Origin of the sequence: Streptomyces sp. 351MFTsu5.1, assembly GCF_000383655.1 — a bacterium.
GTDB classification, from domain to species: Bacteria; Actinomycetota; Actinomycetes; order Streptomycetales; family Streptomycetaceae; genus Streptomyces; species Streptomyces griseorubiginosus.
In genome coordinates, this window is sequence record NZ_KB911776.1 from 128,530 (window position 1) to 149,310 (window position 20,781).

Annotated in this window: 15 protein-coding genes and 1 tRNA gene; 6 read left to right on the forward strand and 10 right to left on the reverse strand. The window is 71.6% G+C overall.

The features are described 5' to 3' along the window. Positions 1-39 precede the first annotated feature (39 nt). The 4 genes from fxsT to H295_RS0104055 form a co-directional block, all read right to left on the reverse strand. On the reverse strand, positions 40-4,035 hold the full coding sequence (gene fxsT / locus H295_RS0104040; protein ID WP_020134056.1) for an FxSxx-COOH system tetratricopeptide repeat protein: 3,996 nt from the start codon (positions 4,033-4,035) through the stop codon (positions 40-42). After that, complete coding sequence (gene fsxC / locus H295_RS0104045) at positions 4,032-5,207, reverse strand: FxsC protein (RefSeq protein ID WP_020134057.1); 1,176 nt, start codon at positions 5,205-5,207, stop codon at positions 4,032-4,034. Before fsxC ends, fxsT begins: the two co-directional genes overlap by 4 nt. A 276-nt stretch (positions 5,208-5,483) precedes the next feature. Continuing rightward, positions 5,484-6,983: an HEXXH motif domain-containing protein gene (locus tag H295_RS0104050; protein ID WP_020134058.1), complete on the reverse strand. Its 1,500-nt coding sequence runs from the start codon at positions 6,981-6,983 to the stop codon at positions 5,484-5,486. Further along, entirely contained in the window at positions 6,980-8,134 is a 1,155-nt protein-coding gene (locus tag H295_RS0104055) for an FxsB family cyclophane-forming radical SAM/SPASM peptide maturase (RefSeq protein WP_020134059.1), read from the reverse strand. Before H295_RS0104055 ends, H295_RS0104050 begins: the two co-directional genes overlap by 4 nt. A 613-nt stretch (positions 8,135-8,747) precedes the next feature. Between H295_RS0104055 and H295_RS0104060 the strand changes: the two genes are divergently transcribed. Further along, positions 8,748-9,683, forward strand: a complete 936-nt coding sequence (locus tag H295_RS0104060; protein WP_020134060.1) for a DUF4231 domain-containing protein — start codon at positions 8,748-8,750, stop codon at positions 9,681-9,683. A 152-nt stretch (positions 9,684-9,835) separates the two neighbouring features. Here the strand turns inward: H295_RS0104060 and H295_RS0104065 are convergent, their stop codons facing one another. The 4 genes from H295_RS0104065 to H295_RS0104080 form a co-directional block, all read right to left on the reverse strand. Next, on the reverse strand, positions 9,836-10,336 hold the full coding sequence (locus H295_RS0104065) for a hypothetical protein (protein WP_043217095.1): 501 nt from the start codon (positions 10,334-10,336) through the stop codon (positions 9,836-9,838). Between the two features lie 177 nt (positions 10,337-10,513). Beyond that, the gene (locus H295_RS0104070) at positions 10,514-10,807 is read right to left on the reverse strand and encodes a hypothetical protein (protein ID WP_158691016.1); all 294 of its coding nucleotides are present in this window, start codon (positions 10,805-10,807) and stop codon (positions 10,514-10,516) included. Between the two features lie 182 nt (positions 10,808-10,989). Next, a tRNA-Ser gene (locus H295_RS0104075) sits at positions 10,990-11,074 on the reverse strand. A 58-nt stretch (positions 11,075-11,132) separates the two neighbouring features. Continuing rightward, a complete protein-coding gene (locus tag H295_RS0104080; RefSeq protein ID WP_020134063.1) occupies positions 11,133-12,701 on the reverse strand; it encodes a S1C family serine protease in 1,569 nt (522 codons plus the stop codon). A gap of 258 nt (positions 12,702-12,959) precedes the next feature. Here H295_RS0104080 and H295_RS0104085 point away from each other — a divergent pair, with 258 nt between their 5' ends. From H295_RS0104085 to H295_RS0104095, 3 genes are all read left to right on the forward strand, one after another. Then, positions 12,960-13,787, forward strand: coding sequence for a glycerophosphodiester phosphodiesterase (locus tag H295_RS0104085; RefSeq protein WP_020134064.1), 828 nt, complete (start codon positions 12,960-12,962; stop codon positions 13,785-13,787). A 58-nt stretch (positions 13,788-13,845) separates the two neighbouring features. After that, positions 13,846-14,484, forward strand: coding sequence for an ATP-binding protein (locus tag H295_RS42750; protein ID WP_043217039.1), 639 nt, complete (start codon positions 13,846-13,848; stop codon positions 14,482-14,484). 140 nt (positions 14,485-14,624) lie between these two features. Further along, entirely contained in the window at positions 14,625-15,614 is a 990-nt protein-coding gene (locus tag H295_RS0104095; RefSeq protein ID WP_020134066.1) for a DUF5926 family protein, read from the forward strand. Between the two features lie 243 nt (positions 15,615-15,857). Here the strand turns inward: H295_RS0104095 and H295_RS0104100 are convergent, their stop codons facing one another. Together H295_RS0104100 and H295_RS0104105 are read right to left on the reverse strand one after the other, a co-directional pair. Further along, a complete protein-coding gene (locus tag H295_RS0104100; RefSeq protein WP_028809024.1) occupies positions 15,858-16,520 on the reverse strand; it encodes a hypothetical protein in 663 nt (220 codons plus the stop codon). A gap of 55 nt (positions 16,521-16,575) precedes the next feature. Next, the gene (locus tag H295_RS0104105; protein WP_028809025.1) at positions 16,576-17,241 is read right to left on the reverse strand and encodes a bifunctional DNA primase/polymerase; all 666 of its coding nucleotides are present in this window, start codon (positions 17,239-17,241) and stop codon (positions 16,576-16,578) included. A gap of 455 nt (positions 17,242-17,696) precedes the next feature. Here H295_RS0104105 and H295_RS0104110 point away from each other — a divergent pair, with 455 nt between their 5' ends. After that, positions 17,697-19,208 carry a PP2C family protein-serine/threonine phosphatase gene (locus H295_RS0104110; protein ID WP_199788553.1) on the forward strand — a complete coding sequence of 504 codons (1,512 nt, stop codon included), beginning with the start codon at positions 17,697-17,699 and terminating at the stop codon, positions 19,206-19,208. Positions 19,209-19,291: 83 nt separating this feature from the next. After that, a complete protein-coding gene (locus H295_RS0104115; protein ID WP_020134070.1) occupies positions 19,292-20,758 on the forward strand; it encodes an aminopeptidase P family protein in 1,467 nt (488 codons plus the stop codon). The last annotated feature ends 23 nt before the right edge of the window (positions 20,759-20,781 follow it).

Here is a 20,781-nt window from a genome sequence, read left to right on the forward strand (position 1 = left end):
CCCGGATCGCCCGAAACGGGAAAGAACGACAAAAACGGATCAGGTCGGCGGCATCTCCAGGTCGAAGTCGATCCGCTTGCGGTCACGCATTGACCGGACCGTGGGATGGTCGGGCCCGAACTCCTCCTCGGCCGCACGCCGTGTGCTCCGCAGGTCCTGCTCGGCGTCGGCGTCACCCGTCAGGCTGCGGTCCAGGGCGACGTTGAACTCCGCGCAGAGCACCCGGGGATGGTAGTCGCGGTAGAGGTGGCGATAGGCGTCGCGCACCTCCTCGTCCTCCGCCAGCGCCGCCTCGTGGCGGCGCAGCACGGACAGCACGCCGGCCCGGTTGGCCCGGCACGCGACGGTGGCGGGATGCCTGGCGCCCAGCAGCCTGATGAGGAGCGGCAGTGTCTCGTCGGCGAGCGTCAGCGCCCGCTCGGTCTCCCCCTGGTTGCGCAGGATGGCCACCAGGTTGGTCGCCGCGGCCAGGCTGAAGGGGTGCTCCGCGCCCAGGCGCTCGCGGTAGCGCTCGTGGTTCCGCTCGCCGAGCCGCACCGCCTCCGCGCCCCGGCTCGGGTCCAGCTGGGACAGGGCCAGCAGGTCGCAGGCGAGGTTGGCGGTGCACGACATGGTGTCGGGGTGCCCCTCGCCGTAGCGCTGCCGGTAGACGTTGAGGGTGGAGCGCGTCTGGGCCTCCGCCTCGGCGTAGTGGCCGAGCCTGCGCTGGGTCACCGCCAGGGAGGTGTCGGTGCGCAGCACGTCGTTGGACTTCTCGCCCTGGAGGTTCACGAACCGCCGGCGGATCTCGAAGAGCAGGTCGAGGGAGCCCTGGTAGTCCCCCATCTCACGGCGGTCCAGGGCGACTCCGTTGGCGAGGATCCAGGTGACCCGGTGCTGGAGTCCGAGCGCCTGGCGGCACCTCTGGTAGGCCTCGGTGGCCCGTTCCAGCGCCTCGGCGGGCCGGCCGACCAGGTTGAGGGAGACGCCGAGGTTGTTCGCCGCGCGGAGGGTCTCCTCGTGGTCGGGGCCGAAGTGCGGGCTGTTCAGGTAGAGCTCGTGGGTGTTGCGGTCCTCGGCGTGCGCCTCCTGGTAACGGCCGAGGCCCCGCAGGTCGGCGGCGTAGTTGCGGGCGGTGACCAGGGTGTAGCCGTCGTCGGGGCCCAGTTGGTCGCGCTGGCGGCGCAGGGTGTCGGAGTCCAGTTCGTGGGCGTCCCGGTAACGGCCCAGGGAGCGCAGCGGGTTGGCCACCTGGGCGGCCAGCCGCAGCCGGAGGTGGTGGTCCGCGCCGAGGGACTCCGTCCAGACCTCGAGCGCCTTCTGGCCGAGCGCGGCGGCGGCGCGGTGGTCGCCGATCCGCCACTGGTTGCGGACCTGGCGGATGACCCACTCGCAGACCCGCGCGTCGGTGTTGTACAGCGCCTCCGAGGGCTCCAGATGGGGCAGCAGTTCCGCGAACCGCTCCCGGGCCGCGGCGCTGTCCTCCTGGAAGGCGGCCGAGGGCAGCGCTCCGGCCAGCACGAGCTGGGCCTGCCGCCGGGTCCGTGCCTGGCGCTCGGGGTTCTCCCCCAGCCACTCCCGCACGGCGGCCTGGACCAGCCGGTGGACCTGGATGGAGCCGCTCTGCTGGTCCACGGTGGCCAGCGCGTACCGGCCGAGGTCGCGGATCAGGTAGCCCATCACCATCGGGTCGAGCACCGACTCGTCGCCGGTCTCCTCGGCGAGGCGGTTGCGCATGGCGTCGCTGTAGAGCAGCGAGTGCGCGATGGGCTCGGGGGAGAGGTAGGCGCACAGCTCCAGCAGGCGGACCGCGGCGGGCCGTTCGTTGCCCAGCCGGTCGACGGTCAGCCGCCAGACCGCGAAGAGGGACTCCTGCTGGCTCTCGCCGGCGCCCGCGGAGCCGTTGAGCACCGAGCTGACCCGGCTGTTGACCTGTTCGAGGTAGGTGTCCAGGGGCATGGCCGTCTGCCGCAGCCAGGCAGCCGCGAGTTCCATCGCCATCGGGAAGTCGCCCAGGGTGTCGGCGATCCGGTCGGCGTCCGCCGCCGAGAGTCCGTCCACCCTGCGACGGAGCAGGGCGATGCTCTCGGACCTGTTGAAGGAGTCCACCTCGATGGCGGTCTCGGTCTCCTGGTGGGGAGAGCGCCGGGCGGTGAGAATGACGTGGCCCGGCCCCTCGGCTGGAAGGTACGGCTCCACCGTCGTGTCTCCCTCGTTCCTGTGCGGCGTTTCGCCGCCCGCGTCCTGGCTGTCGGTGACGTTGTCGAAGACCAACAGCCACCGGCCGTGACGGTCACTGCTCAGCTCCGTCATGGTCGCCTGGACGCGTTCGTCCACTGTGTCGCCCAGGACTCCCAGCTCAACGCCGAGTTCCGCCAGGAGCTGCGGGATCCGGTTGGGCTGTTCCGCCGGAATCCAGTGCACCAGGTCGTACTGGGATCCGTAACGGTGGACATATTCCTGCGCGATCTGAGTCTTACCGATTCCACCCAAACCGTACAGAAATGCTCGACTGACCGGCGTATCCACGCGGAGCGACTCGGCACTCAGCTTGGTCCGCAGCCGTTCCAGCTGGACGTCCCGGCCGGTGAAGGAGTTGTTGCGGCGCGGCACGTTGAAAATCCCGGGAACACGGCCCGGGAAGCCGGTTCCCCCGGTGACGACGGCGGTGGCCGACGCATCGATCTCCAGCATGGCGAAGACCTTGCCGAGAACCTGCTCGGCGGGAGCGTCCACCAGGGTGAATCCGGGCAGTCCGCGCAGCGCCGGCTCGGGCTGGTGCTCCCGGGTGCGCAGACCGATGATGCGGGGTCCCTCGCTCGCCGCCACCAGGGCCCGCACCTCGTCGGCGACCGGAGTCGTGGCGAAGTCCGGCGAAAGGAGGGCGACGACCACGTCGGCGCCTTCCTCGGCCCCACCGGGCAGGGATTCGGACGGGCTGCTGCCCCGCTGGGTCACCGTGACACCGGCCGCCTGGAGCTGGGCCGCGATCCACTCCGCCCAGGCCCCGTCACGCTTGGCGTAGTCGATCCGCACCCGCGGCACCAGGCGCCCCCCGGGCACCGGCACCCGCTGGAACCGCGAGAGCAGCTGCCTGCGCACCGGCTCCTCGACCGGCCGCAGGGCGGTGACCCGGCCGTCCGTGATGACCGAGGTGAGACGTTCGTAGGCACCCAGCAGGGAGGCGGGCTGACGGGGCGTGTCCGCGACGGTGGCGAGGACCTCCTCGTAGGCGAAGAAGGGCTTGTAGGGGATCTCCACCGCACCCCAGTAGCCGTCGGGGTCGGCCGCCCGCGGGGTGTTCTTCAGGAACTCCTGGAAGCGGTGGCGGGCGTGTCCCCGGCTGATCGCCAGCTTCTCCTGCTCGGCGTCCTCCACCCGCATGGGCACGGGGAGGATCTTCACGTGCGGGGCGATCCGCCGTACGTCCGCGGCCACGCTGGCGCTGCCGTCCACCGACTGGGTGTTCAGGGTGAAGCAGTTGACCAGGACGTCCGGCATCAGCACGGTGGTGATGCCGGAGGTGTCGCTCCAGCCCGTACGGCTGTCGATCAGGGCGTAGTCGTAGTTGTGCCGCATGTCGTCGCGCAGGGCCTGGAGGAAGGCGGCTCCGTCGCGCTGTTCGTAGAAGCCCTTCCAGTCGTAGGTGTTGATGGTCTCGGAGTACTCGGGGGTCCTGCGGCCGGGGGAGACGAACAGGACGTAGCCGCCGCTGTCGAAGCTCCAGTTCAGGGCGGAGGCGTAGCGCTCCACCCGGGCCTGCCGGCTGTAGTCGCCCCCGGCCGGCCTGGGCCTTGCCAGGTCGAACCCGCGGATCAGGTCGATGACGCCGGGCGTGGAGCGCAGCTCCGGGTCGCCGAGGAAGGGGGCGAAGTAGCGGTGCAGACCGGGGGCTTCCAGGTCCCAGTCCATGGCCAGGACGCGTTTGCCGTTGCTCGCCAGGATCCAGGCCACGTTCGCGAGGGCCATGGTGCGGCCGGTTCCGCCCTTGAACGAGTAGAACGTGACGATCGTGCCGGAGTCGTGGGTACCGGCGCCACCCGGGTCGAACGTCATGAGGAGTACCTTCCGAGCAGGGGAAACGTATGGAGCCCTTCGGCCGGCGGCGCCGGTGACCGCACGGCCTGCACCGACCTGAGGGCTTCGTTCTGGAGCCGGATGAGCACCTTGCGCAGGGACGAGGTGAAGCTCTCCGCGTCCGGCAGCCCCCAGCGTTCGTACTCGCTGTGGCGGGCGCGCAGCAGCGGGAGCGTGCGGTCCAGGAGTTCGTCGAGGGTGACCGTGAGTTCCGCCGACTCGGTGTCGTCGCGCGCCCTCGGTTCGAGCGCCGTCGTCGCCTCGGGGCTGCGCTCGTCGACGGCGGCCAGGAGGCTGCGCTTGTCCCCGCGCAGGGTCACCCAGGCGTCCACCAGCAGCACCACGAGCTGCTCGGGGTCCTGTTCCCGGCTGATCCGGTCGACGGTCTCCTCGTCCAGGGGCAGCACGGTCGCCGTGAAGTCGAGGGTGGTGGCGGTGTCCACCACCAGTGAGACCAGCGCCCCGTCCTCCCCGGGGGCGTAGGGGGACCAGTTCAGGGGGGTCTTGCCGTAGCTCTGGCGCGAGTGCCGTTCCTCGGGCAGTTCGTCCCGGGCGGGGGCCGCCACCACGAAGCTGACCGTCTGTCCGCTCGCGGGGGCGGGGGCGCCGACCGGCGTCTGGCTCCCGGACATGTCGAACCCGTGCACCTCCGGCAGCCGTTCCGTGGCCGCCACGACGCGGTCGGCGATCGCCTCCAGCACCTCCTCGTACGCGGCCCGGTAGCGCGCCCGCAGCCGCAGCAGGTGCAGCAGCCCGTCCTGCCGGTAGGCCTCCGACTCCACCCGGAGCGGCGGGTAGGGGACGACCTCGTCGAGCTCACCGGTCGGATCGGGTTCCCACATCACCGGTACGACGGCGTCGGCGCGGCGGCCGGTGCGGGACCAGTGCAGATTGAGCCGTCGCTGGAAGTAGGACCACTCGGCCAGGCAGTAGGACTGCGCGAAGTAGGGCGGGGAGTGCAGCACCACCAGGACGGTGGAACGGCCCAGCATGTCCGTCGAGATGTCCGACGAACGGGGCTCACCGCGCGCCCCCACACTGTCCGGTGGGCGTCCGGTGCGGCGCCCGACGACCGCACACAGGTCGTGGAAGAACGCCGCGACCCACTCCTCGTCGACGGTGCGCACGTGACTCAGGTAGAAGTGGCTCACGGTGACTCCAGTCGCTCGGCACGGCCCCGGGACGCGGACTGCCTCGGGCGGTGCCGGACGGAGGCCGGATGCGGGCTGCCGCCCTCCTCGGCATCAGCCCCACCACATCGGCTTGCTGTTCGAATGTGGGAGAAACACGAACACGGGCTTTGCGCGCACCATAAGCGGCGCTCGACACCTCGCCGACCACCTGCCGCGCCTCCGGTCCCGCCCATTCCCCCTCCTCCGCTCGGCCGACCACCCGGCTGATCCCGCCCGTCATGGCGGAACCGCTGCTTACGCACTGCGGGTCGACCGCGGGGGCGGCGGCCGCACCCGGGCGGTGCCCGACGCAGGGGCGTCCTGCGCCGCTGTCCGAACCACCCGGAAAGGTGTCAGCCGCCGAACGCCGGATTGACCGGTCGGGGGAACGGTTTGATCTGTCGAGGGAACGGTCTGACCTGTCGAGGGAACGGTCTGACCGGCCGGGGGAACGGGACGCCGGTCCACCCGGAAGCCGTACGCCTCGGCCTCCTCGGTCATGTGCTCGACGAAGCAGGCGCCCCAGGAGGTCAGGGCAGCCCTGTTCCGCCGCAGGACCCGCAGCGCCCCAGCCGCCTGGGTGCCGCACAGCCGCAGCCGCTGCTCGGCCAGCCGGGCCTGGGCGCCCCCCAGCGTGTGGGCGGCCCGCGACCAGAAGTCCAGCAGGCCGATGTGCGCGTGGGTGCCGGTGAGCACCCCTCCCAGCGGGCGGGGGTCGGGACGCCAGCCCACCCGGTGGAGCGTCCGGTCACGGGGGTCGGTGAGGTCGACCAGATCGGTCAGCGAGCCCAGAGCCAGGTGACCGGTCTCGTGCAGGACGGTCTCGGCCAGCAGCAGGGGGTCCCGCTGGGGAGCGGCCGCCAGCGCGCCGTACGCCTCCCGACTGGACGAGCTGCGTCCGCGTCCTCGGGGTCCGGGGCGCAGCGGCACCAGGGCCGACCACAGGAAGGCGCAGTCGACGGCCCGCTCCGGCATCAGCTCGCCCAGCAGCTCCCAGGTCCGCTCCACCGCCGACTGCCACGCGGCCAGCAGGGCCGGCGACTGCCGCGGCTGGACCGGGAAGCCGTACACGTCCCGGTACGGATCGGCGTCCTCCACCGTGATCGACAACCGGGAGGCGGCGGGCGCGGACGGCTGGACCACCAGGCGGCGGGGCGCGAACGGATGCTCCCGCTGGTCCTCACGTGGGTTCTCACGGGGGTTGCCACGGCTGTCCTCACGGCGGCTCTCCCGAAGGCTCACCGTCCGGTTCGCCCAGGCCACGGTCCAGCCGTCCAGCCGGACGCTGTTCGCTCCGCCGGACAGCCGGACCACACCCAGGGTCGGCAGCCACAGCGTCCCGTCCCGCACCGGAAGGGACAGCGCGGGCCGCAGACCGGCCCGCAGGGCGGCGGCGTGCCCGAACGTCCCGAGCCGGGCGAGGTCGACGGGCAGGTCGGCGCCCGGCCCGGTGCCATGCAGGGCGCGCAGGCACCGTCTGAGCCAGACGCCCGCGTGCGGGTGCAGCAGCACCTCTTCGAAGGCCCGCGGGTCAGCCGCGTACGCCCGCACGCACAGCTCCCAGCCGGCGGCCGCGTCCCGCGTCCACGCCTCGGGCACGGTCCGTCGGGCGGCGTCGGCCAGGCCCTTCAGAAGCAGCAGTCGCCGGCTGACCTGGCCCCGCCGGAGCACCGCCAGGGCGGGGGCGGCGGGACGGGACCGGGCCAGGGCCGCGAGGTCCTCCGCCGTCAGACGCAGCGCCACGGGTTCGCTCACGAGGCCTCCCCGAACCACTCCCTGACATCCGCCGCCACCCGGTCCCGGATGTGCGTGGTGAGCAGGCGGAGATCGGCGCAGAAGACACTGGGGTTGTGGAATCCGTTGCGCGGGTGGAAGCGGTGCGCCCGCAGGCCCCCGCCGCACAGCCGGACCACGGGACAGACGACACAGTCCGCGGCCAGGGGCTCCGGCCCCGCGCCCCGGGCCGCGACCACCTTCGGATGCCGGGCCACCGTGTCGAAGTCGTGGTCGCGCAGGTTCAGCCCGGTCGCGGCGGCCCCGTCGTAGGCCGCCTTGAGGCTGTCGGGCAGTTCCACGGAGAGGTCGCTCTCCACCACGATGTGATCGGAGACGGTGTGCTGCACGGGTGCCGAGGGGGCGAGTTGGGCGCCGAGCGCACGCTCCATGATCTGCTCGAACCGACGGATCCGGGTCTCCCGCACCGGCGCGGAGTACCAGCGCTCGAAGACGGCCAGCAGCCAGTCGGCGTACGGCGTCGCCGAACCGTCGCGGCCGGGGGGCGGGTGTTCCCAGGTGCTGTGCGGGAGCAGGAAGTCGATCATCGGGGGCCGGTGGGCGAGGAGTTGGCCGTAGACGGCGAGCGGGTCGCTGTGGGGGTCGACGGTGCAGAGCAGACCGCTGTACAGCGCTCTGTTCTCCGGTCGCCTCAACAGTTCCAGCCCCTTCAGAACGGCGGTGTAGCTGCTCCGGCCGTTCCTGGAACGCCGATGGCGGTCGTTCGCCGCGCGGTCGCCGTCGAGGCTGACCCCCACCGACACTCCGTACCGCCGGAACAGGTCCAGCCAGTCAGGATCGAGGAGTGTTCCATTGCTCTGTACGGAGATATCACAGCCAGCTACACCCTGTAACCGGTTTGTCAAGACCGACACGATGTACTCCATCCGCTCCTTTCCGGCGAGGAGCGGCTCACCTCCGTGCAGGACGACACGGACCTCCGGCAGGGCATGGGTCCGGGCGTGCTCCGCTATGCGCTCGGCGAGCGGGACCACCGACTCCTCGGGGAGCACCCGGGGTTTGCGTCGCCAGCTGGAGTCCTGGAGTTCGTAGACGTAGCAGTGGTCGCAGGCGAGGTTGCAGTGCTGGGCGACCTTGACCACCCACTCACGAAAAGGCCGCACCTTCCGCATGTGCCACCTCCTGCGGCCCGGAGTGCCTCCGTGCCGGGCGCGACGCAGGGGCAGGCGGCAAGGCCGATTCGAAGGAGGCCGCACTGCCGTTCGGGTCGCCGTGGCCGTACACGACCTGCCACAGGACCTGCCCGAATGGACCAGCGGGCAGGGGTGCGTCGAGGTCCCGCTCCAGTTGTCCGGCCAGGTCTGGCATCCCCAGATCCACATCGGTCGCTGGCTTGTCCACGAACCCCCCGTGCTCACTCGTACCGCCACACCCGGCGGTTGTTCCGGGCACGGTGGTGTGGATGTGGTCGTTGCGGGCGTGCGTCGACCCGCAACTCGGCCGGGAACGCATCGAGTTGCGGACGGAGTCATGCGGTTCTGCCTTCAGGGAAGCACATTGATCGCCCGGCGGCCAGGAACCCGGGACCGTGCTCCCCGGCCAGCGGCCGGTTCTCGCCATGATGCCCACCAAGGCCCCCTCGACAACGCGGTGTTGGCACCCGCACGACTCCAAGTCACCATGAGGCTTTCCCTCTTCATGGCGAGGTGACGCATGGCGGCATTCACACCTGGGCAAAACGTTCCGGGGCCGCGCGCGACGATAGGCAACGACGATCTTCCGCCGTTGTTCCGCTCCAACGACCAGTGGGCGCTGACCCGTCAGAGCGAGGCGTTCCGGGCCACGATGACCCAGCTGACCCTGCTCCTCGTGGCAACCGTCTTCGCCACCCTGGCCGACCACTTCGGCAGCCATGTCCTGACCGCCGTGTCCGCCCTGCTGTACGGCCTCACCGTGGTCACCGGGGTCGTCATCCAGCGCCGCCGGGCCCGCGCCCACTGGCAGGCACATCGCGACGCGGCGGAGACCGTCAAGTCGCTGGCCTGGCAGTACATGGTGCACGGCGGCCCCTTCCACTCGAAGGTGCGCGATCCCGACGGGCTGTTCAACCAGCAACTGGAGGAGCATTTACGGGGGTTACGGCGCATAGGGTGGAAGGAGCCGGCGCCCGAGCGGGTCCCGGGGACGAACTCCGGCCCTGTTCCCGCACCGTCCGGCCACACCCTGTGGGACCCGGCCAGCCGGCACGAGCCGGACGATCCGCGGCACCCCCAGATCACGCGCGCGATGCGGGCGGTACGCGAGAAGCCGTTCGCCGTCCGCAAGGACATCTACCTGCGCGACCGGGTCCTCGACCAGCTCAGCTGGTACGGCGGCCGAGCGGTGCAGGCGCGCCGGTCGGCCGCCCTCTGGTCCGCGCTGACCGCGCTGCTCACCCTGCTGGCCCTGGTCGCGGCCGTGTCCAGAAGCGCGGGCCTGGTCTCCGGCTGGGACCTGAGCGGCCTGCTCGCCGCCGCGGCCGCCACGGGCGTGGCCTGGCTGGAGACCCGCCGCCACCACCCGCTCTCCTTCGCCCACGCCCTGGTACGAGAGGGCCTGGAGACCCAACGCGCCGTCCTGGCCCAGAGCGTGGCCGAGGACCGCTGGCCCCAGGCGGTCACCGACACGGAACATCTGATGCTGCCGCAGCACACGGATTGGCTGGCGCGGTTCGGGGGGTGATGTGCCGGGGGGAATTTACGGGGGGTTATGTGCCGGGGGGAGTTCACGTGGGGTGATGTGCGGGGGTGTTCACGGGGACTGCGGATCACCCGGGTACGGCCGGTCGCCGGTCGCCGGTCGCCGCCCTGTCAGGGCCGCCCGGTGCCGCCCCGTCAGGGCCGCCGCGCTCCCGGTCTCCACAGCACCCGTACCGGTACGCCCACCCGGCTCGCGTACGCCACGATGTCGCCGGTGCCGCCCACGCCCCGGGCCGGCTCGCCGTCCCATACGGCCACCAGCCGGTCGGTGTGGTCGACGATCCAGCGGCCGGCCGCCTCGTACGCCTCCTCCTTGGTCCTTTCCACCGGCAGGTCGACGCGGTCGGCGCAGGCCAGCAGCAGCCGGCGGAAGGCGGACCGGACCTCAGGACCGCCCAGCTGGCCTTCGTAGTCGGTGCCGGTGCCGGGGATGACCGCCGTGAGCGGGATACCGCCGCGGAGCGCGAGCTCGGCGAAGAGCTGGTCGGCCCCGGCGGCGAGGGCACTGAACGCCTCGACGGGTCCGCTCGCGCCCTGGCGGGAGAACTCGTCGAGGATCCCCGCGCTGACGCACTCCAACACCGGCTCGGGGAGGTCCCGGTGCCCGGTGACTCCGATCCGAGTCGTACGCTCCACGCTCGCCGCCACCCTCGGTAGAACCGTCAGGGACGCCCTCCTCCCTACCCAGTACCACCACGGAAGCCACACTTCACGGTCGCTCCTGGGAGCAGTGAGGAGGCGCCCTCCCGACGGGGCGCCTCCCCCTTCACCCCGGACAACCTGCCGTCCCGCCGAGCCGGCCGATCCAGCCGATCATCCGGGGTCCACCGACGTCGTGCCCACGATCACTGCATCGGCTTCGGCTCGAGCGGCAACAGCGGCGAAGTGCCTACGCACCAGAGCCAGGGCGACCCACCCCGGCAGCAGCACGAGCACACCTGCGGCGGTCCACAGGCCGCCCGCCGGCGTGCCGAATGTCGTCAGGGAAGCACCGAGCATGGCCACGGAAGCCGCCGCCGACTCGGCCCGGAGCTGACGAGGGGAGCGCCTGCTGGCCGAAGGCTTGACGAGCTGACGCCCGAGGAAGACCTGCACGGCGTTCACCATGGCCAGAAGAGCAGCGACGGCACCGCAGACACCGAAAGCGAGAACGAGAGCGAAGGGCACGGCGAGAAACCAGCTCCGCGGGTCTTCGGGACCGCTGCGCGAGGGGGCCGGCCACCACGGGATCCATGCGGAAGGGGCGCCGCTCCGGAGAGCGGCACCCCTTCTTCCCTACAACTACTCAGCGGTGGGTGTGGGATTTGAACCCACGGTGACTCGCGCCACGACGGTTTTCAAGACCGTTCCCTTAGGCCGCTCGGGCAACCCACCCCGCGCCGCGGTGATCTCGGCGCGGGGACAAGAGTAACCGTTGGGCCGCGCCCGCGGGTCAGCTGTCGCCCGTGCGGGAGCCCAGGGTCAGGGAGACCGTGTGGGTCTTGCCGTCGCGCTCGTAGGTGATCTTGACCTGGTCGCCGGGCTTGTGGGTCCAGATCTCGCCGATCAGGGTGGGCCCGGAGTCGATGACCGAGTCGTCGAGCTTGGTGATGACGTCACCGGGCTTGAGGCCGGCCTTCGCCGCCGGACCGCCCGCCTCGACCGGGGCGGAGCCGCCCGCACCCTCGGTGGTGATCTTCGCGCCGCCCGAGGAGTCCTCCAGGGAGACGGACGCGCCGATCTTGGCGTACACCGGCTTGCCGGTCTGGATCAGCTGCTGGGCCACGTACTTGGCCTGGTTGATCGGGATGGCGAAACCGAGGCCGATCGAGCCGGACTGGCTGGTGCCGCCGAGGCCGCCGCTGCCGGTGGACTGGATCGCGGAGTTGATGCCGATCACATTGCCCTGCGCGTCGAGGAGGGGCCCGCCGGAGTTGCCCGGGTTGATCGACGCGTCGGTCTGGAGCGCGCTCATGTAGGACGCGTTCGAGCCGCTGCCGTCGCTGGACGCCACCGGGCGGTTCTTCGCGCTGATGATGCCGGTCGTGACCGTGTTCGACAGGCCGAAGGGGGCGCCGATCGCGATCGTGGAGTCGCCGACCGCCACCTGGTCGGAGTTGCCGAGGGTGAGCGGCCTGAGGTCGTTCGGCGCGTTCTTGAGCTTGATCACCGCCACGTCGTAGCCCTGCGCGTGACCGACCACCTCGGCGTCGTACTTCTTGCCGTCGGGGAAGGTCGCCGTGAGCTTGCCGCCGTCGACCGCGTCGGCCACCACGTGGTTGTTGGTGACGATGTGACCCTGCTTGTCGAAGACGAAGCCGGTTCCGGTGCCGCCCTCGCCGTTGGTGGACTCCGCCTCGATGGTGACCGTGCTCGGCAGAGCCCGCTGCGCCACACCCGCCACGGTGCCGGCGTCCCGCTTGACGCTGCCGCCGCTGTCCGAGGCGGAGACGGTCGTCGAGGAGCCGTTGTCGTTGTCCTTGGCCAGGGTGTAGCCGAGCCCGCCGCCGAGGCCTCCGGCGACCAGCGCGGCCACCAGGACCGCGGCGACGAGACCGCCGCGGCCGTTCTTCGGCTTCGGCGCCGGCTGCTGGTAGCCCGCGCCCCAGACACCCGTCGGACCGGCGCCGCCAGCACCGGCGCCACCGGGAGCGTCGTAGCCACCGGTCGCACCGGCGCCACCGGGAGCGTCGTACCCGCCCGCGCCACCGGCGCCTTCCGCGCCACCGCCGTACGGCGGGGTGCCGGGGACCTGCGGCGGCGGCCAGCCGCCTTCCGGAGCGGCCCCCGCACCCTGCTGCGGGGCACCGCCCTCCGCGGAGGCGTACGACGGGCCCGGCCCGGCGTGCACCAGTTCCGGTCCCTGCGCGCCGCCCGGGGTGGTCGGCGGCACCGGCGGAACCGGGGTGGTCGGAGCGCCCGCGTCGGAGGCCTGGGTCGCCGAAGCCGCGGGAGCGTCCACCGGCACGGGGGGTGCGGACGGGGCCGGGGGTACCGCGGTGCCCTCGTTCTCGGTGCTCACAGCTTCTCTCCTCGGTCCACGGCTGTCTTTTGTCGGTCGCACTCGGTCACGCTCGGCCAGTGCCGCTCGATGCCCGGCGTGCGTCAGCTGTGCATGTCCTTTTGTATGCCGTCAGCTTTTCCCACGGGCCGTCAGGGCACCATAAGCGGTGCCTGTGGGTCCGCGGCTGCTCTTTATATAGGCCATGTAAGACAAATGAGGCGCAATACATATGCCTCCGTTCGCACGCGTACCCCCGTGCGGTGGCACCATGACGCGGTGACCCACGCACGGCAGCAGCTGACTCAAGTCGTCGCCCACCGCGGAGCCTCGGAAGACGCTCCCGAGCACACCCTCGCCGCCTACCGGAAGGCGATCGAGGACGGCGCGGACGCCCTCGAATGCGATGTACGTCTCACCGCGGACGGACATCTCGTCTGTGTCCACGACCGACGGGTCAACCGTACGTCCAACGGCCGCGGAGCGGTCTCGGCGCTGGAGCTCGCCGAGCTCGCCACCCTGGACTTCGCCTCCCGCCGGACGCGGGAGTTCTGGCGCACCCGCGACGAGGAGCCGGACTGGGTCTACCGGCCCGAGGACCGGGAGGACACCTCCGTCCTGACCCTGGAGCGGCTGCTCGAACTCGTCGCCGATGCCGGCCGGCGCGTGGAGCTGGCCATCGAGACCAAGCACCCGACGCGCTGGGCCGGCCAGGTGGAGGAGCGACTGCTGGTGCTGCTGAAGCGGTTCGGCCTGGACGCGCCCGCCTCGGCCGCCGAGTCGCCGGTCAGGGTCATGAGCTTCTCGGCGCGTTCGCTGCACCGCGTGCGGGCCGCCTCGCCGACGCTGCCGACCGTCTATCTGCTCCAGTTCGTCTCGCCCCGGCTGCGGGACGGCCGGCTGCCCGCCGGGGTGCGCATCGCCGGGCCCTCGATCCGGATCGTGCGCAACCAGCCCGGTTACATCGAGCGCCTCAAGCGCGCGGGCCACCAGGTGCACGTGTGGACCGTCAACGAACCCGACGACGTGGACCTCTGCGTGGAGCTCGGCGTCGACGCCATCATCACCAACCGCCCGCGCGCGGTGCTCGACCGACTGGGCCGCTGACGTCGCCTCCGTCACAGGGTGTGCCCCGGCGCGTTCGGTACGTGTTCGATCGTTCCGAATGCGTCGGCGGAACGTGATTGGCCGGTTTCCGGTACAGGCCAATGGGGCATCCACACCGTGGCGTGGGGCGAAGGAGGTCTCGGGGGTGGCGTTGGTGGTGGCACAGGAGGTGCCCACGTCGTCGAGCATGGCCGTACCCCATGGCCCTGCGGGCGTGGGGAAAGCGAGACACCGGATGCGCGGGCAGCTGCGCAGTGGTGGCGTGGCGGAATCGGTCATCGACGACGCCGTTTTGATTCTTTCCGAGCTCTTGAGCAATGCGTGCAAGCACGGCCGGCCGCTGGGCGACGCCCTGGCCGGGGACGGTGACGTCCGTGCCGCCTGGCGGGTGGACGGCGCCGGCAGGCTCACGGTCGAGGTCACGGACGGCGGTGGGCCCACCCGCCCGGCTCCGGCGACGCCCTCGGTCACCGCACACGGCGGCCGTGGGCTGAACATCATCACCGCGCTGGCCGACGACTGGGGCGTCCGGGACGACGCCCGGGGCGAGGTCACGGTCTGGGTGATCGTCCACGCGGACGTGCACGATCCGGACGCGGGGCGCAGGCGCGACGACTTCGCCTCCCGGGTCACGGCCCCGTCGGTGTCCGCGATATCCGACCTGGGGTTCGTGGACGTGTTCGACGACATGGACTGAGCGTCCACCGGGTCCGCGCGGCAGGCCGCCGGGCGAGCACGGCCGTGTCGGGGCCGGTTGTCCACAGGGTCCCTTCGTCACCCCTTCAAACAGCTAGGCTCCCGCCGTACGAGACGAGCCGTAACCGGGAGACAGCCACGATGGCCAAGAAGCGACCCCAGACGAAGGCCAAGCGCCCGCAGATCACGGAGGGCGCCCGCGCCGTAGGCGCTGATGGTGAGATTCCGGTCGTCGGCGCCCGCGAACCCTGCCCCTGCGGCAGCGGCCGCCGCTACAAGGCCTGCCACGGCCGGGCCGCCGCGCAGGCCGCCACCGAGCTGGTGCACCGTCCGTTCGAGGGTCTCCCGGGTGAGGGCGACTGGGTGGCCCTGCGCGAGCTGGTCCCCGCCGCCACCGTCGAGCTGACCCTGAAGGACGGCCTCCCCGAGGGCGTCCCCTCGGTCACCCTCGCCACCGTGCTGCCGATGGCCTGGCCCGCCCTGCGCCGCGACGACGGCTCGGTCCTGCTGGGCCTCCAGAACGACACGGCCTCCGGCGACATCAGCCGCGACCTGGCCGACACCCTCCGGCGGGCACTGGAAGCGGCACCCGGCACTCCGGTGGAGGGCCGCCGCGCCCCGGCCGACGGTCCGCGGCTCCAGGAACTGCTCGACCCCGAAGGCGCCTTCGAGCCAGTTGTGCACGAGGGCTTCGAGTTCTGGGTCCCGGACGCGGAGAACGCCACGCCCGAGGTGACCGCCTCCCTGGAGCGCGCCAACGCCGCGGCCATCCCGACCGTCCGGCTGACCGGCGTGGATGCCGCCTACTGGTGCGAGACCCCGGACAAGAACCACCTGCGCTGGGTCATGCCGCACCCCGAGGAGCAGCTTCTGGACGCGCTGGCGCGGCTGCACGCGGCCGGCCGCGCGGGCCTCGGCGAGGGCACTCGGCTCGTCGGTTCCTTCCGTGCTCACGGCCTCACCGTCCCGGTCTGGGACCTGCCGAGCGGGGTCACCGCGGACGACGTGGAGAAGCCGGCGGCCGAGTTCGCCGAGCGGCTCGCGGGCGCCCTGGCCGTGGACGCTCCGCTGACCGCCGACGAGCGCCGGGCCCGCGGCGGCCTCACCAACCGCCAGGTCACGCTGAGTTGACACAACGGGTGCGGCTGACCGGTCGGTCAGCCGCACCCGTTGTCCGCGCGGAGCGGGTCCTCTTCACAACTCCCGCCGGAAGATGGCGAATCCGTGTCCGAATCAGCCACGGAGCGCCGCGGTCGAATTTGCGAACAGCCGATCTCTTGTTACCGTTCCAATAGCCCGGTTGCTGGTGCATCCCCCGTCGCCAGCAACCGGGTCTTTCTGTGTCCGGGCATCTTCACAGAACGACGTCGTGCGTCAACTGCCCGTGATGTCACCGGAGTTGCTGCCGACTCGCAGAAGCAACGGTCCGCTGCCCCGCCGGACGGCGAACTCCGCGACCGCCGTGTAGTCGCCCGGTGCCCCCTCGGTCCGTTCCCTGGGCGTCTCGCAGCTGTCCGGCTCGTCCCCTGCATCGACCACGCAGTGCATCTGCACCGTGCGCGCGCCGGGCCCCATGAGGCTGAGCACGGCGTCCAGGGCCGTGCCGGTCGCGTTGCGGTAGTAGGTCCGCGCCCAGGTCTCCTCGCCCTGCGTGAGCACACAGGTCTGCGCCTCGATGCCCTCGGGGGAGCTCAGTTCGGGACCGCAGCGGGCGGCGGTGGCCAGACCCAGGCCGAGCAGCAGCGGGGAGCGGTCCGCGCCGGCGAGCGGCGCCTTCTGGTCGTCGTCCGCGGAAGGCAGTCCGGCAGTCAGCCCCACATCGGAGGGCCGTGCACCAGAAGGGCGTGCGTCGGAGGGCCGTAGGTCACCAGGCCGTGCGGGAGAGTGCCGTACCGCGGAAGGCGGCGGCGACGAGCGCACGAGATCGCGTACGACCGTGCGACCCCCGTTGCCCACCTGCCCCGCGGAGGCCACGGCCAGCGGCAGCGCGACGGCGCCCAGCACGGCACCTGACAGGGCGAGCAGACGAAGGTTCATGGGCGGACGATAACGACCGGGCACGGGCAGTCCCCCGCGCCCGCGCCCGACATGCCTACAACTCGGGGGCGCTCACACCCGTACGAGTGAGGGCCTCGACCACCGCGTCCACCACGGCCTCGACATCGGGGACCCACGGGGAGGCCGAGCCGGGCAGCGGGGCACGCTCCCAGGTGATGTCGCCGTGACCGGTCTCCGACGGGGGCAGGGCGAGGTAGCCGCCCTCGCCGTGGAAGCGCAGGGAGCCGGGGACGTGGTCCTGGGCGTACAGCAGTTCGCCCAACTGTTCCAGGGAGTACGGCTTCACGAGGATCGCCCAGCGCAGCGGCGAGGCGATCACCGGGCCCAGGCGCATGCCCTGGGCGTCGAGCGCGGCCAGGGCGCGGGAGGCCGGGAGGGCCGGCAGGCTGACCGCGCAGGGCGCGTGGCCGCCGGTGGCCAGGATGATCGGCGCGGCCGGGCGGTTGGTCCACCACCAGCGCACCATGCGCTCGTCGGCGGTGGCCGCGAGGAGGCCGGGGTCGAAGGGGTGGGCGCCGGGGACCGTGCACTCCGGGTCGGGGCAGCCGCAGCGGGCCCGGCCCTGCGGGTCCGGTGCCACGCCCGGGAGTACGGGCCACTGCCATTCCTTCGCGAAGGTCAGGGCCGCGCTGAGCAATTCAGGCCTTCCGTCGCTGCGCTGGGACAGGAGCCTGCGTCGCCTTCCGAGGATCTCGCGCATGAGCGCTCGTTCCTTTCCGTTGCACCGCTGGCAACACCGAGGACCACATCACACCATGTGTCGATCACTTCACTGTGCGTACCTGTTGGCGCATCACACCCTTGTCCGAGACAAGGGGAACCCCATACTGCGTCGTCTATCAAAAGCATGGGCGTGGCGGGGGGTGGCGAAGTATGGCGTTTTGCCGTCGCGCGTATTTCTCTCCGCCTCCACCACGGGAGGATGGGGCTCGGTCGTCGGTGGCTAAGACGCCCGGGTCGGTCACCAGGTTCCGGGTGACCGTCCACCACCCCTGGTCCTTACCGAGTACGTACCCATCACGACCGCTGTGACGCTCTGTGGAGCAAGGCCAGTCGACCTCAATACACCGTAACCCGAGGCATTTTTCAGCCAACTTAACCCTTCGCCCCGCTCTCCACCAGTCACCCGTGGACACCAGGAATCCCAGCAGGACAATGCTGGACATCCCCTTACGAGTGCGTGTACATGTGGAGACACTGCTAGCGGCGCAGAATGACATGGGGGTTTGCGATGCTTTTGAGCAGTACGCACCGGTCGGAAAGCCGGACGCCATGAACGCCCCTCACCCGCCGAAAGTGGCTGGAATCGATTCAACGGTTCCCGCGCCCGCACACACTGTCGCGCCCGCGCCCGCCGCCCCGGCCGCCCCCTCGGGCGGCTCGCCGAACGCCCTCGGCGCCCTGCTCCAGGACCGTCTCGCCGGCTGGGTCTCCGACCTCACCACCCTCCACGAACTGACCGAACGCCTCGTGCGCACGGACACGCTGTCCGACGCGCTCCAGGAACTCCTGCGCGCCGGAGCCGCCCTCGTCGGCGCCCGCCGCGGACTCGTCGTCCTCGAACCCGACGACGGCCTGGGCCCCGACACCACCATCGGCCTCGGCCTCGCCCGCGCCGACCTCGGGCACATCGAGACGGTGCCGCGCAGCGCGATGTCGTACGGCAGGATCCTCGACGGGCTGCCGGGCGGCGACGGCGAGATCGCCCAGCCCGACCTGCTCGCCGAGGACGGCCTGGACCCGCGCCACCGCGAGGTCGCCGCCCGCCTCGGCTACGCCGCCAGCTACGCGCTCCCCCTCGCCACCGACGACGCCGGCCGCCTCGGCGCCGCCGTCTGGCTCTACGACGAGCCCGCCGAACCCGCGGAGCGCCAGCGCCACCTCGTCGGCCTGTACGTCCGCTACGCCACCGAGCACCTGGCCCGGCTCCTGGAGGTCGAGCGCACGCGCGCGTGCATGGCGACGATGGCGGAGGAGCTGCTGCCGTCCCGGCTCCCCCGTGTCTCCGGCGTCAGGCTCGCCGCCCGGCACCGCACCGGCCCGCGCGGCGGCGGCGACTGGTACGACGCGCTGCCGCTTCCGGACGCGGCCCTCGGGCTCGCGGTCGGTTCGGTGACCGGCTCGGGCGCGAGCGCGATCGCCGCGATGGGCCGCCTCAGGGCGTCGCTGCGGGCCTACGCGGTGATGGAGGGCGAGGACCCGGTCGCGGTCCTGTCCGACCTGGAGCTGCTGCTGCGGCTGACCGAGCCGGCCCGCTCGGCCACCGCCCTGTTCGCCTACTGCGAGCCCGGGCTGCGCAAGCTCACGCTGGCCGGCGCCGGGCACTGCCCGCCGCTGCTGATCGGCGAGCGGCGCACCGAGTTCGTGGAGACCTCGGTGTCCGCGCCGCTCGGGATGCTCGCCTGCTGGGAGGCACCGAGCGTGGAGCTGAGCGCCGAGCCGGGAGAGACGGTTCTGCTCTACACCGACGGGCTGCTGCACCGCACCGGCGACCCCACCGACCGCGCGTTCGCCAAGCTGCATGCGGCGGCGGCCGGGGTGCCGAAGGCGCTGCGCCGCGACCCGGAGGCCGTCGCCGACCACGTGCTGCGCACGGTGCTGCCGGACGGGCTGGACGAGGCGGACTCCGAGGAGGACGTCGTACTACTCGCGGCTCACTTCGAGTAGCTCCTGGTAACAGTCGCTACGGCCCTGGGCCCCCTTCCGTACGACCGTACGATGGAGGGGGTCCAGTGCCGTTTCGTAGGAGGATGACCGTGGCCGAAGAGCTCACCCCGGCGACCCCGGAAGATGAGTCCGAAGAGCCGATCAAGAAGCGGAAGAACGGCCTGTACCCGGGCGTCTCCGACGAGCTGGCCGAGAGCATGCGGACCGGCTGGGCCGACACCGAGCTGCACGACCTGGAGCCGATCGCGCAGGCCGCCGAGACCGCGGCCCGCCGCGCGGCGCTCTCCGCGCGCTTCCCCGGCGAGCGGCTGGTGATCCCCGCGGGCAACCTCAAGACCCGGTCCAACGACACGGAGTACCCCTTCCGGGCCTCCGTCGAATACGCCTACCTCACCGGCAACCAGACCGAGGACGGCGTGCTCGTGCTGGAGCCCGTCTCCGGCGGCCACAGGGCCACGCTCTACCTGCTGCCGCGCTCCGACCGCGAGAACGGTGAGTTCTGGCTCTCCGGACAGGGCGAGCTGTGGGTCGGACGCCGGCACTCGCTGACCGAGTCCGAGAAGCTGTACGGCATCCCCGTCTCCGACGTGCGCGAGCTGGCCGACGCCCTGCGCGAGGCGACCGGACCGGTCCGTGTCGTGCGCGGCTACGACGCCGGGATCGAGGCCGCGCTGACCGACAAGGTCACCGCCGAGCGGGACGAGGAGCTGCGGGTCTTCCTGTCCGAGGCGCGCCTGGTCAAGGACGACTTCGAGATCGGCGAGCTCCAGAAGGCGGTCGACTCGACGGTGCGCGGCTTCGAGGACGTGGTGAAGGTCCTCGACAAGGCCGAGGCCACCTCCGAGCGGTACATCGAGGGCACCTTCTTCCTCCGCGCGCGCGTGGAGGGCAACGACGTCGGCTACGGCACGATCGCCGCGGCGGGGCCGCACGCGTGCACGCTGCACTGGGTGCGCAACGACGGGGCCGTGCGGTCGGGTGAGCTGCTGCTCCTGGACGCGGGTGTCGAGACGCACACGTACTACACGGCCGACGTCACGCGGACGCTGCCGATCAACGGCCGCTTCAGCGAGATCCAGAAGAGGATCTACGACGCGGTGTACGACGCCCAGGAGGCCGGGATCGCGGCCGTGAAGCCGGGGGCCAAGTACCGGGACTTCCATGACGCGGCCCAGCGGGTGCTCGCGGAGCGGCTCGTGGAGTGGGGGCTGGTCGAAGGACCCGTCGAGCGGGTGCTGGAGCTGGGGCTTCAGCGGCGGTGGACGCTGCACGGGACCGGGCACATGCTGGGCATGGACGTCCACGACTGCGCTGCCGCGCGGGTGGAGTCGTATGTCGACGGGGTGCTCGAGGCGGGGATGGTGCTGACCGTCGAGCCCGGGCTGTACTTCCAGGCCGACGATCTGACGGTGCCCGAGGAGTACCGGGGGATCGGGGTGCGGATCGAGGACGACATCCTGGTGACGGACTCCGGTAACCGTAATTTGTCGTCCGGACTGCCTCGGCAGTCTGATGAGGTTGAGGCGTGGATGGCTCAGATCAAGGGTTGAGTTTCGGCTGCGGGTGCGTGGGG